The following is a 12,260-nucleotide window of genomic DNA, read 5'->3' as shown; positions in this document are numbered from 1 at the left end:
AATCGGGCATCGGGAATCGGGAATCAGGAATAGGTCAGCACGAGGCCGTGCACGAGCGTCGACCAGCCGTCCATCACGACGAACAGCATCAGCTTGAACGGAATCGCGACGTTGGTCGGCTGCACCTGGTTCATCCCCATCGACATCAGCACGTTCGCGATCACGAGATCGACGATGATGAACGCGATGTAGAGGATGAAGCCGATGCGGAACGCGTCGGTCATCTGCGCGAGCGTGAACGCGGGCGCGAGAACGATCAGGTCGTCTTCACGAAGCTGCGCGGCCGCGGCCTTCGGCCAGATCACCGACGCGGAGCGCAGGAAGAAGCGCTTCTCGCGCTCGCGCGAGTGCGCGGCGAGGAACTGGCGGAACGGCTCCTTCGCCGCGCCGAACGCCTGCAGCATCGCCTGCGTCGGCTGCGGCGACAGCGCCTGGCCCTGAAGCTGCTGCTGCGCGGCGAAGCCGATCGGCGCCATGATGTACAGCGACACGAGGATCGCGATGCCGTTCAGCACCATGTTCGGCGGCACCTGCTGCACGCCGAGCGCGTTGCGCAGCAGGCCGAGCACGACGACGATCTTCGCGTACGACGTGACCACCATCGCGATGAACGGCACCATGCTCATCACGAGCACGGCGATCAGAAGGCCGGTGATGTCGTTAAACTGAACCATCGTCGCCCGCCATCCGGTTGATCCGCACGCCGAGATGCGCGCCCACCGCGACGAGCTCGCCGCCGCCGATCGTCTGCCCGTACGCGACGAGCCGCACCGGCACGTCGCGCGCGGACAGCGGCAGCTCGAGCACGTAGCCGGGCCGCAGCGCGGCCAGCTCGGCGATCGACAGCGACAGCGTGTCGATCTCGACGTGCACGGGCAGCTCCACGTCGCCGAGATCGGCGGCTTCGGGCGCGGCGGCCGGCGCGTCGTCGTCCTGCGCGGCGGCCGGCAGGTCGTCGGGCGCGATCGGCTCGTCGAGATCGTCGGCGGTGTCTGGCGTTTCGGTCATCGTCATCGTGGTTCCCTCGATCAGTACTGTTGCGTGCCATTGCGTCGTGCGGCGCGCGCCCCACCATGCGTGCAGCGGGCCCGCCCGCGCGCCGACGAGCGCGGGCGGCGCCGCGCCGAGCAGCACGTCGCCCGGCCGCAGGCTGCGCAGCACCGCGAGCGGCAGCGTGCGCGTGCCGAGCCGCACGCGGCCCGGCAGCCGCACGCGCGCAAGCGCGCTCGCCGCTTCATGCAGCCGCTCGCCGCGCAACCGGGCCGCCAGCGCGTCGAGCCACGGCGTTTGCGCGTCGAGCAGCGCGCAGCGCATCGGCGCGCCGTCGAGCGCGAACGACAGCACGCAGCGCGTCGCGCCGAGCGCCGCCGGATGCGCGGCGCGCAGCCCCGCGACCGTCACGTCGCCGAGCCCCGCTGCCGCGAATGCGCTGACGAGCGGCGCGAGCAGCGTCGCCGCGAGCGCCGTGCGCAGCGACAGGCTCGCGTCGCCGCGCGCATCGAGCGCCGGCGCGGCGACGACGTCGAGCGCCGGGAACGCCGCGAGATCGATCGCGACGCGCGCGGTCGCGCCGGCGAGCCGCAGATCGAGCACGCCCGGCCGCTCGAAGCGCGGCGGCCCGTCCGTCGTCGCGCGCCAGTCCGACAGCGCCGGAAAGCGCGCGAGCCACGCGTCGAGCCGCGCATCGGCCAGAAGGCGCGCGAGCGCCGCATCGAGCGCGCTGCACGCGGGCAGCGGCAGCGCGGCGTCGATGCCGGGCGGCTCGGCGGTATCGGGTTCGAATTCGGGTTCGAGTTCGATCAGCTCGGTGTCCATCGTCGCGGTCCGTCGGTTCGGTTGCGCGGCGCTCAGTCGACGTCGATCTCGATCGTGCGCGGCGCGCCGTAATGCGCGAGCAGCGTGTCGAGTCGCGCGTGCAGCGTCGCGCCATGCGTGCAGAGTAAGTGCCGCATCGCCGCATCCGGCGTGTCGAACCGAAGCCGCAGGTCGAAACGCGAAAGAACGAGATGCAGCACGGTGTCCGGCAGCAGCGCGGCGTCGAGCGGCAGGCTGATTTCCCACTGGCTCGACGCGTCGTCGCCGCACAGCGCGGCGATCTCGGTCGCGAGCGCCTCGGCGACGCGCACCATCCGCTCGCGCTGCGCGAACACCTGATTGACGAATGCATCGGAGCCCGCGCACGCGCGCGCCATCGCTTCGCGCCCGACCGCGTCCGGCAGCGCGGCCGGATCGCGCTCGTACGGCGGCGTCATGCCGTCGCGCCACGGCGATGGCGCGCCGCGTCGCGCGTCCTCGCCGGCCGATGCGCGCTCGACGGCGGGCGCGACGCGCGAGCGCCGCATCAACTGCGCGTAGTCGAACCCGCGCCGCGCGCCGCGCATCGCGGACGCGCCGCCCGGCTCGCCGGCGGGCTCGCCCGCGATGATCCGCACGGGCCTCAGATCGGCGGCGCTCATGCGCGGGCCGCCGCCGGCATCGACACGCGGCCGACCGGCTGCAGCTCGACCTGGTCGCCGAGCTCCTGATACGAATAGACGGGCAGCCAGCCGAGCCGCGCCTCGAGCATCCGCCGCGTATAGCGGCGCACGTCCATCGACGTGACGAGCGCGACGTCGTCGCGCGGCGCCTCGCCGACGAACGACACGACGCTGTCGACGAGATAGCGCACCTGCTCCGGCGGCAGCGCGAGGAAGTTGCCCGCGGGCGTCTGCTTGATCGACTGGCGGATGTGCTGCTCGACCGGCAGATCGAGCAGCACGGCGGGCAGCTGCCGCGCGCCGCGCGCCGCGCGATACGCGAGATAGCGCGACAGGTCGCCGCGCACGTATTCGGCGAGCATCAGCATGTCCTTTTCCTTCGGCCCCCACGCGATCAGGCTTTCCATGATGTCGCGCGCGTTGCGGATCGGGATGTGCTCTTCGAGCAGGCGGCGCAGCACGTCGGCGATCCGCTGCGTCGGCAGCGCCTTCTGCACTTCGGCGACGAGCCCCGGATAATCGGCGCCGAGCTGGTCGAGAATCCATTGGGTTTCCTGAATGCCGAGGAACAGATGCGCGTTGCGTCTCAACAGCGCGATCGTCTCGTGCGCGATCACCTGCTCGGCGCGCCATGCGCGCGCGCCGGCCGGCGCCGATTTGTCGTCGATCCAGTAGCTCTCGGCCAGGCCGCCCGCCGGCCCGCGCTTCGTGCAGCGGCCGGCGAGCGCCGGGTCCGACGCCGCATCGGGCAGCATCGTCTGGTCGGCCGGCAGTTCGAGCCGCGCCTGCGGCACGTCGCGCATCAGGATCTCGCACGTCGATTCGGGCAGCGCCGCGCTCGTCCACAGCGTGATCCCCGGAAACGGCAGCCCCTGCTCTTCCTGCAATTTCGCGCGCTCCTCGTCGAACGCGTGATCGAGCGCCGCGGGCGCGAGCCGCGCGACGAGATCCGGCGACACGCGCACGCCGATCGCGCACGTGAAGAGCGGCGCGCGCGGCAGGATCGACGGCGTGCTGCTCTTCGCGCCCGCGCGCTGCAGCGCGATCACCGGCTCGCCGCGCGCGGTCGAGCGGCGCGCGCCCTTTTGCAGCCGGTAGCCGGCGAACGCGAGCATCGCCGACAGCAGCGCGAACAGCGCCGCCGGAAAGCCCGGCACCGCCGCGAAGCCGATCAGCAGGACCGACGCGAAATACAGCGCGCGGTAGCTGCCGCCCAATTGCTTCGCGATCTCGGAGCCGAGCGACGCGCCGTCGCCTTCGTCGTGATCGTCGGCGACGCGCGTGATCATCACGCCCGCCGCGACCGAGATCAGGAGCGACGGAATCTGCGACACCATCGCATCGCCGACCGACAGGATCGAGAAGCGGTTCGCCGCCTCGCCCGCCGTCATCCCGTGGTACATCACGCCGATCGCGATGCCCGCGACGATGTTGACGAGCGTGATGATGAGCCCCGCGATCGCGTCGCCCTTGACGAACTTCATCGCGCCGTCCATCCCGCCGTGCAGCTGGCTCTCCTTCGCGAGCGTCGCGCGCTTGCGGCGCGCTTCGTCGGGCGTGAGGATGTTCGCGCGCAGGTCCGCGTCGATGCTCATCTGCTTGCCGGGCATCGCGTCGAGCGTGAAGCGCGCGCCGACTTCGGCGACGCGCTCCGAGCCCTTCGCGATCACGATGAACTGCACGGTCGTGATGATCAGGAAGACGACGAGACCGACGACGAGATTGCCGCCGACGACGAGCTCGCCGAAGCTCTCGATGATGTCGCCCGCGTTCGCGTGCAGCAGGATCGATTTCGTCGACGCGATGTTCAGCGACAGCCGGTAGAGCGTCGTGAACAGCAGCACCGAAGGAAACACCGACAGCGACACGATGCTGCCGACGTACATCGTCACCATCAGCAGCGTGACGCTGATCGCGATGTTGACGCCGAGCAGCACGTCGATCACTTCGGGCGGCAGCGGCAGGATCATCAGCGACACGATCGCGACGACCAGCACCGTGATGCCGACCTCGCCGCCGGCCGGAAGTTTGAGGGTTTTCAGCATCATGTCGACCTCGCGGTTGGGGCAACGGCAGCGACGGCATCGGCGGCGCCGGCGCGCGCGCCCGCGACCGCCTCGACCCAGCGCAGGATCGCGGCCACCGTTTCGAACAGTTCTTCGGGAATCGCGGCGTCGCGCTCGATCCGGTACAGCGCGCGTGCGACGGGCGGATTGCCGACGATCGGCACGCCGAGCGCGTGCGCGTGGCGGCGCAGCGCGAGCGCGCCGTCGTCGACCGCCTTCTCGATCACCCGCGGCAGCGGATGCTCGTCGGGCGCGTAGCGGATCGCGACCGCATAGTGCGTCGGGTTGACGACGAGCACGTTCGCCTGCCCGACCTTCTGCCGCGGCGCCGCGCTCGTCGCGATCTCGCGCGCGAGCCGGCGGCGCTCGCCTTTCGTATGCGGATCGCCTTCGCTCTCCTTGTGCTCGCGCTTCGTCTCTTCCTTCGTCATCCGGTTCTCCCGGATGAACATCACGCGCGCGATCTTGTAGTCGGCCGCCGCGAGCACCGACACGACGATCACGACGACGCCGAGCAGCTTCATCAGCACGGTCCACAGCACGCGCGAGAGCTGCGGCGTCGCTTCGTACACGCTCGCGACGACGAGCGGAAACAGCGACGTCATCATCTTCCACATCACGCACGCCAGCACGACCGCCTTGACGATCATCTTCACGAGCTCGAGCAGCGACTTCAGCGAGAAGATCCGCTTGATGCCCGCCATCGGATTGATCGCGTCGAACTTCGGCATCACGGGTTCGAGCGTGACGAGAAAGCCCGCCTGCGGCGCCTGCGACACGACGCCCGCGACGATCGCGCCGGCGACGAACGGCAGCATCATCAGCGCGGCGCTCGCGGCGAGGTCGTGCAGCGCGGACAGCGCCGCCTGCGGCGTGCGCTCGCCATGCACGAAATCGAGCGCGGTGCGCATCACGCGCGACAGGCCGCCGCCCAGCATCGATTCGCCGGCCGTCAGCACGCCGATCGCCGCCGCGAGCGTCATCGCGTCCGCGATGTCCTTGCTCTTCGCGACCTGCCCCTTCTCGCGCACCTTCTTCAGCTTCTTCTCGGAAGGCTCTTCGGTTTTCTCTTCGGCCATGGCCGCCGTTCCTGTCGAGAGTCGGACACGACGCGTACGTTAGCGGCGCGCCGCGCCGCACGCGCGCGCCGACCCGAAGCCGCGCCGCCCGATGCGAAGCGCGCGCGACGCTTCGCATCGGGCGCGCGCGCTTCGCATCGCCGGCCGCCCGGCCGCGCCGCGCTGCTACCTTGCGCCCATACGCTGTTCCCCCTCAACGTCAACGACATGCGCCGCGGACGCGGCGACACGGAGCGCACACCATGGACGAATCCCGGCCGACCTATCTGCGATGCAGTCAAGCGGCGCTGAACGAACTGATCGACGCCGCGAGCCTCGCGCTCGGCGGTGCGCTCGACGGCCCGGCCGCCGATCCGTACGACATCGGCCTGCTGATCGACGCGCTGCGCGTCCTCGCGCCGCAGTTGCCCGCCGCCGACATGTTCGACGGCATGCTTCACGTCGCGCTCGGCAACTTTGACGACGCGGTGCGCGTGTTCGCGGAGATCGCGAACGGCGCGACGAACGTGATCTACGGCAAGGCGCTGCTCGCGTTCGCGCTGCAACTGAAGCGCGATCCGCAATGGCGGATCGCCGCCGACGAGGTGCTCGCGGCGGGCAGCCCCGCGCAGGCGGTCGCGCTCGTGCGCGCGATCGAGCGGCAGCACGCCGTGATGCTCGCGAAGGAGCACGCGGATCGCACGGGCGTGTGGGAGCTGCCCGAATCGGTCGCGGCGGCGGACGGCGAAACCGCCGACGCGCCGCCCGCGAACCCGGCGAGCGGCTTCGATTCGCAGGCCGCCTTCGCGCATCAGCAATATCTGCGTCTTTGACGAGGAGGTCCGCATGAACGCCCCGCTTTCTCCGATCGATCTGACCCGCGCGCTCGACGTCGCGTTCTCCGATGCGTCCGCCGCGCCCGCGAGCGCGACGGCCGCGGCGATGCCCGCCGTGCCCGCCGAAGTCGCCGACCGCTTCCAGGCGCTGATGTCGAACGCGGCGCCGACGCCGCCCGTCGCGCATGCGCAGGACGCCACTGCCATCTCGAAGCTCGTCGAAACGTCCGATGCCGCCATCAAGCAGGTGCTCGACAACGCCGCCTACCTGAGCCAGCATGCGGACGATCTGACGATGAACCAGATGTTCGCCGCGTCGATACAGGCGTCGACCGAGGCGACCGCGATGCAGATCGACCTGCAGGCGAAGATGGGCGTCGTCACGTCGACGAAGGACGCGATCGGCTCGCTGATGAAGAACCAGTGATCATGAAACGAATCCGTCTCCCGAACTCCGCCGCCGTGCACGGCCGCCGCGCCGCCAGGCTCGCCGCGCTGCTCGCGTGCGCGGCGCTCGTCGCCGGCTGCCAGCAGGAGCTGTACGGCGGCCTCGCCGAGCGCGACTGCAACGAAATGATGGCCGCGCTGCTGCAGAACGGCGTCGACGCGCAGAAGAAGACGCCCGACGGCGGCAAGACCTGGACGCTCGCCGTCGACGACAAGCAGATCGTCAAGGCGATGGAAGTGCTGCGCGCGCGCGGGCTGCCCGCGACGCGCTACGACGATCTCGGCGCGCTGTTCAAGAAGGACGGCCTCGTGTCGACGCCGACCGAGGAGCGCGTGCGGTTCATCTACGGCGTGTCGCAGGAGCTGTCGGACACACTGTCGAAGATCGACGGCGTGGTCGTCGCGCGCGTGCACATCGTGCTGCCGAACAACGATCCGCTCGCGCAGGTCGCGAAGCCGTCGTCGGCGTCGGTGTTCATCAAGTACCGGCCGAACGCGAATCTCGCGACGCTCACGCCGCAGATCAAGAACCTCGTCGTTCATAGCGTCGAAGGGCTGACGTACGACGAAGTGAGCGTCACGTCGGTCGCCGCCGATCCGATCGACCTCGTGTCGGCCGGGCAGCCGCCCGCACGGAAGTCCGGCGGCGCGACGCTCGTCGGCGTGCTGATCGCCGTCGTCGTCTGCGTTGCGCTCGCGGCCGCGGGCGGCGCGCTGTGGTGGCGCGCGCGCAAGAACGGCGGGGCGGGCGCGAGCGGCCTCGGGTCGCGGCCGCGCAGTGGCGGCGGCGACGCGAAAGCGGCGGCCGCGCCTCAGCAGGCCGGCGCGCGATGAACGGCGGCGGCGCGAGCGTCGCGGCGCGGGCCGCGTGGCTCGCAGGCTACGACGCGAACGCGCGGCGCGCGGCCGACTGGGTCCACGCGAGCTGGCACGGCGCGCTCGCGCCGCTCGTCGCGACGATGCGCGATCGCGCGCCCGCGCTGCGCGCGTCGTGCTCGCTGCTGCTGTTGCGCACGCTTGGGGCTACGTCGCCGTCGCTCGACGGCTTCGATGCGCCCGCGGACCGCCTCGCCGCGCTGCCCGTCGCCGACGCGCTGCGGCTGCTGCGCCTGCGCGCGCTGCTGTTCCGCCGCACCGAGCTGCGCCACTGGATCGGCCGCGCGAGCCGCGAGCGGCTCACCGGCTGGGTCGGCGCCGACGGCTATCGCGCGCTCGCCGCGCTGCCCGACGCGTCCCGCGCGCGCGACCTCGATCGCCGCGAGCCGATCGCGCCGCTCGCGCAACTGTCCGACGACGGTCTCGCATGGGAAGGCTGGTGCCTGTTCGAGCGCGAACGGGTCTGGTCGGCGGCCGGCCCGATGCGCGTCGTGCGCCTCGCGCTGCCGCGCGGCGCCGTGCGCCCGCCATGGATCGAACGCGCGACGGCGGGCGCGGACGGCGCGACGCTGCTCGCGCGCCTGCCTTCGCTGTTTCCGGAGTGGTCATGGCTTTTTGGCTGAAGAACCGGCAGATTCCGCTCGCCGACGATCTCTGCCTCGACGCGCCGCACGGCGTGCTGCGCCGCGACGCGTTCGAGACGGTTCAGGCGCTCGACGCCGCGCTCGACGCGCTCGCGACGGAACGCGACGCCGTGCTGCGCGCGGCCCGCGACGACGCCGAACGGATCGCCGCCGACGCGCGCGCGCAAGCCGACGCGCTCGTCGAAGCCGCCCGGCGCGAGCACGACAGCGCGTATGCGCGCGGCTACGACGCGGGCCGCGCGCAAGCGATCGCCGACTGGCACGCGCAGGCGGCCGATTCGTTCGAGCAGGAACGGCGCGTGCGCGACCGGATGCGCGAACGGCTCGCGGAGCTTGTCGCGGCGGCCGTCCAGCAGATGGTGCGCGCCGAGGATGCGCGCGGGCTGTTCGCGCGCGCGGCGGAAACGGTCGAGCGCGTCGTCGCCGGCGCGAGCTACCTGACGGTGCGCGTGTGCGACGCCGATTACGAAGCCGCGCGCGAGCAGTTCGGGCAGCTCGCCGACGCGTGGCGCCGGCAAGGGCGCAACGTGCCGGTCGACGTCGTCGTCGAGCCGCGCGTCGCGTCCGGCACCTGCGTGTGCGAGTCGGACTTCGGCACCGTCGACGCGAGCCTCGACACGCAGCTGAACGCGATCCGCGCGGCGCTCGCCCGCGCGCTCGACGACGCGGGGCGCTCATGAACGCGCTGACCGACCTGTCGCGCGTCGCCGACGCGATGGCCGCGCGGCTCGCGATCGAGCCCGCCGTCGGCATGACGGGCAAGGTGCTCGAAGTGATCGGCACGCTCGTGCGCGTCGTCGGCCTCGAAGCGACGCTCGGCGAGCTGTGCGAGCTGCGCAGCGCATCGGGCGTGCTGCTCCAGCATGCGGAAGTCGTCGGCTTCACGCGCAACGTCGCGCTGCTGTCGCCGTTCGGCACGCTCGGCGAGATCAATCGCGGCACGCGCGTGATCGGCTTGCGGCGGCCGCTGTCGGTCAAGGTCGGCGACGGCATCCTCGGACGCGTGATCGACAGCTTCGGAGAACCGATCGACGGACGCGGCCCGCTCGACTACGACGCGCTGCGCCCCGTGCTCGCGCCGCCGCCGAACCCGATGTCGCGGCGGATGGTCGACGCGTCGCTCGCGACCGGCGTGCGGATCGTCGACGGCCTGATCACGCTCGGCGAAGGCCAGCGGATGGGGATCTTCGCGCCCGCCGGCGTCGGCAAGAGCACGCTGCTCGGCATGTTCGCGCGCGGCGCGTCGTGCGACATCAACGTGATCGCGCTGATCGGCGAGCGCGGCCGCGAGGTGCGCGAGTTCGTCGAGCTGATCATGGGCGAAGACGGGATGGCGCGCTCCGTCGTCGTGTGCGCGACGTCCGACCGCTCGTCGATCGAGCGCGCGAAGGCCGCGTATGCGGCGACCGCGATCGCCGAGTATTTCCGCGATCAGGGCAAGCGCGTGCTGCTGATGATGGATTCGCTGACGCGCTTCGCGCGCGCCGGCCGCGAGATCGGCCTCGCGGCCGGCGAGCCGCCCGCGCGGCGCGGCTTTCCCCCGTCCGTGTTCGCCGAGCTGCCGCGCCTGCTCGAGCGCACCGGCATGGGCGAGCGAGGCTCGATCACCGCGCTCTACACGGTGCTCGCCGAAGACGATTCGGGCAGCGACCCGATCGCCGAGGAAGTGCGCGGCATTCTCGACGGCCACATCATCCTGTCGCGCGAGATCGCCGCGCGCAACCAGTATCCGGCGATCGACGTGCTCGGCAGCCTGTCGCGGATCATGCCGCAGATCACGACGCGCGAGCATGTCGGCACGGCCGGCCGGCTGCGCCAGCTGCTCGCGAAGCACCGCGAGATCGAGACGCTGCTGCAGCTCGGCGAATATCAGGCGGGCAGCGATCCGGCGGCCGACGAGGCGGTCGCGAAGATCGACCGGATCCGCACGTTCCTCAACCAGCGCACCGACGAGTATTCGCCGCCCGACGCGACGCTCGCCGCGCTGCACGAACTCGTCCTCGTCCAATGAAGCATCGAAAGCAACGCGCGTTCGAGACGCTGCTCGCGCGCCGCGAGCAGCGCGGCGCGAAGCTGCGCGCCGAACAGAGCGCGCAGCGCGCCGAACGCGACGCGGCGGCCGCGGAACTGGCGGAAGGCGAAGCGCATGCGCAGGCGAAGCTCGACGCGGCGAGCCGCTATGCGGCGCGCGTCGACGCGATGGCTGCCGGCCGCGCGCCGTTCGCGATCGCCGATTACGCGGCCTGCCGCCGCTATCGCGACGCGCTGCTCGACGAGCATGCGCTCGCCGACGCGCAGTGCGTGCGCCTGCGCGCCGCGCTGCAGGCGAAGCTCGACCAGCTCGCGGCGACCGCACGCCGGATCGCCCGCAACGACGCGCAGATCGACGTCGTGCGCGAGCGTATCCGTCGGCTCGCGCGCGCGGCCGATGCGGCCGTGGAAGACGTGCAGGACGAGGAGATCGAAGAAGGCGTGCTCGCGCGCCGGCTCGCGGCCGCGCGAGCGTCGACCGAGGCATGCGAATGACGATCTACGACATCTTTCCGCTGCAGCACCTGGGCGACGAATTCATCGGCTTCATCACGCTGCTCGCGCTGTCGAGCGAGCGGCTGCTCGTGATCATGACGATCCTGCCCGCGACCGCCGACAACGTGCTGAAAGGCACGCTGCGCAACGGCGCGGCCGCGGTCTGGTGCCTGTTCGTCGCGTGCGGCCAGCAGGCGCTGATTCCGCAACTGCGCGGCGCGTTCCTGGTGATCGTCTGCACGAAGGAGGCCGTGATCGGACTCGTGCTCGGCATCGCCGCGTCGACCGTGTTCTGGGCCGCCGAAGCGATCGGCACCTACGTCGACGACGTCGCCGGCTTCAATAACGTGCAGATGCAGAACCCGAGCACGGGCACGCAGACCTCGCTGATGGGCACATTGTTCGGTCAGCTGACGATTGCGTCGTTCTGGCTGCTGGGCGGCATGATGTTCCTGCTCGGCGCGCTGTACGAATCGTATGCGTGGTGGCCGCTCGGATCGTTCGATCCGGTTCCCGCGCCGCTTCTCGAAATGTTCGCGCAAGCGCGGCTCGACATGCTGATGAACATGATCGCGCGGATCGCGACGCCGATGATGGTGATGGTGCTCCTGATCGACCTGTGCCTCGCGTTCGTCACCCGATCGGCGCAGAAGCTCGATCTGATGTCGATCAGCCAGCCGCTCAAAGGGGCGGTCGCGGTGCTGATCGTCGCGGTGCTCGCGGGCAGCTTCGTCACCGAGATGCGCGGGCAGATCTCGCTCGCCGGGCTCGCGCAGCAGGTCAGGCAGCTTGGGGAGCGGTCGTCGCGGGACACGCGGCCGGGGGGTGGCGCGGCGGCGGCTTCGGGTGCTTCGGGTGCTTCGGGTGCTTCAGCGCCTTCAGAAGCTCCACGAACTCCAGGCGTCTTCGGCGCCACCAGCATAACGTCCGTTCGCTGACTCTGGGATTGATGCCGGCAGGCGCGGCATCAGGCGAAGCGCGCGATCGATGTCAGCTTGCCGGACGCAATCGATCCGGCTGCGAAGCCTCGCGAAGTGCTTCGCGCGACGCTCGGTGGCTTCGCAGCGCAATGCGATCGCCGGCTCCGCGCGCCCTACGCTGATCCCGGCGGCGTGAAGCGGAATCCCGGTCGTCCGATCGGCAACCGCCATGCACGTCGGCCCGGCGCGGCGCCGTCACGGATCCGGTCCGGCCGGCGGCAGGAAGCCCCGAGCCGCACCGCCGGCGATGGGACCGGGATCGCACGTGCGACGCACGTCGTCCCGCCAATGTCGTTTCGCTTCTCCCCGATCCGTTCAGGAGGCATGTCGCCATGTTCAGGTCAGTTCAG

Annotated in this window: 13 protein-coding genes; 8 read left to right on the top strand and 5 right to left on the bottom strand. The window is 71.0% G+C overall.

The window, feature by feature from the left end; all coding sequences use genetic code 11:
- Nucleotides 1-23 precede the first annotated feature (23 nt).
- The 5 genes from sctR to sctU are packed head-to-tail and all read right to left on the bottom strand — an operon-like array spanning nt 24 to nt 5,622.
- Complete coding sequence (gene sctR / locus BG90_RS24440) at nt 24-674, bottom strand: type III secretion system export apparatus subunit SctR (RefSeq protein WP_010109702.1); 651 nt, start codon at nt 672-674, stop codon at nt 24-26.
- Nucleotides 661-1,815 (bottom strand): type III secretion system cytoplasmic ring protein SctQ, encoded by a 1,155-nt coding sequence (gene sctQ / locus BG90_RS24435; RefSeq protein WP_045568423.1) that lies wholly within the window; start codon nt 1,813-1,815, stop codon nt 661-663. The genes sctR and sctQ overlap by 14 nt, the downstream gene beginning before the upstream one ends.
- Before the next feature lie 32 nt (nt 1,816-1,847).
- Nucleotides 1,848-2,456 (bottom strand): type III secretion system protein SctP, encoded by a 609-nt coding sequence (sctP, locus tag BG90_RS24430; RefSeq protein WP_041282221.1) that lies wholly within the window; start codon nt 2,454-2,456, stop codon nt 1,848-1,850.
- Entirely contained in the window at nt 2,453-4,525 is a 2,073-nt protein-coding gene (sctV, locus tag BG90_RS24425; protein WP_010109714.1) for a type III secretion system export apparatus subunit SctV, read from the bottom strand. Before sctV ends, sctP begins: the two co-directional genes overlap by 4 nt.
- On the bottom strand, nt 4,522-5,622 hold the full coding sequence (gene sctU, locus BG90_RS24420) for a type III secretion system export apparatus subunit SctU (RefSeq protein WP_010119717.1): 1,101 nt from the start codon (nt 5,620-5,622) through the stop codon (nt 4,522-4,524). Before sctU ends, sctV begins: the two co-directional genes overlap by 4 nt.
- Nucleotides 5,623-5,864: 242 nt before the next feature.
- Between sctU and BG90_RS24410 the strand changes: the two genes are divergently transcribed.
- The 8 genes from BG90_RS24410 to sctT are packed head-to-tail and all read left to right on the top strand — an operon-like array spanning nt 5,865 to nt 11,868.
- Complete coding sequence (locus tag BG90_RS24410; protein ID WP_010109719.1) at nt 5,865-6,434, top strand: HrpB1 family type III secretion system apparatus protein; 570 nt, start codon at nt 5,865-5,867, stop codon at nt 6,432-6,434.
- A gap of 13 nt (nt 6,435-6,447) precedes the next feature.
- A complete protein-coding gene (locus BG90_RS24405) occupies nt 6,448-6,864 on the top strand; it encodes a type III secretion protein HrpB2 (RefSeq protein ID WP_010109721.1) in 417 nt (138 codons plus the stop codon).
- Nucleotides 6,865-6,866: 2 nt separating this feature from the next.
- The gene (gene sctJ / locus BG90_RS24400) at nt 6,867-7,718 is read left to right on the top strand and encodes a type III secretion system inner membrane ring lipoprotein SctJ (RefSeq protein WP_045568560.1); all 852 of its coding nucleotides are present in this window, start codon (nt 6,867-6,869) and stop codon (nt 7,716-7,718) included.
- Nucleotides 7,715-8,383 carry a type III secretion protein HrpB4 gene (locus BG90_RS24395; protein WP_041282226.1) on the top strand — a complete coding sequence of 223 codons (669 nt, stop codon included), beginning with the start codon at nt 7,715-7,717 and terminating at the stop codon, nt 8,381-8,383. The genes sctJ and BG90_RS24395 overlap by 4 nt, the downstream gene beginning before the upstream one ends.
- Complete coding sequence (gene sctL, locus BG90_RS24390) at nt 8,368-9,084, top strand: type III secretion system stator protein SctL (RefSeq protein ID WP_010119726.1); 717 nt, start codon at nt 8,368-8,370, stop codon at nt 9,082-9,084. Before BG90_RS24395 ends, sctL begins: the two co-directional genes overlap by 16 nt.
- The gene (sctN, locus tag BG90_RS24385) at nt 9,081-10,415 is read left to right on the top strand and encodes a type III secretion system ATPase SctN (protein ID WP_010119729.1); all 1,335 of its coding nucleotides are present in this window, start codon (nt 9,081-9,083) and stop codon (nt 10,413-10,415) included. Before sctL ends, sctN begins: the two co-directional genes overlap by 4 nt.
- Nucleotides 10,412-10,930 carry a type III secretion protein HrpB7 gene (locus tag BG90_RS24380; RefSeq protein WP_041282231.1) on the top strand — a complete coding sequence of 173 codons (519 nt, stop codon included), beginning with the start codon at nt 10,412-10,414 and terminating at the stop codon, nt 10,928-10,930. Before sctN ends, BG90_RS24380 begins: the two co-directional genes overlap by 4 nt.
- On the top strand, nt 10,927-11,868 hold the full coding sequence (sctT, locus tag BG90_RS24375; RefSeq protein WP_010119742.1) for a type III secretion system export apparatus subunit SctT: 942 nt from the start codon (nt 10,927-10,929) through the stop codon (nt 11,866-11,868). The genes BG90_RS24380 and sctT overlap by 4 nt, the downstream gene beginning before the upstream one ends.
- Nucleotides 11,869-12,260 lie beyond the last annotated feature (392 nt).

It is taken from the genome of Burkholderia oklahomensis C6786 (assembly GCF_000959365.1).
GTDB lineage: Bacteria > Pseudomonadota > Gammaproteobacteria > Burkholderiales > Burkholderiaceae > Burkholderia > Burkholderia oklahomensis.
The sequence above is the reverse complement of the archived record's forward strand: the minus strand, read 5'-3'. Positions and strand labels throughout refer to the sequence as shown.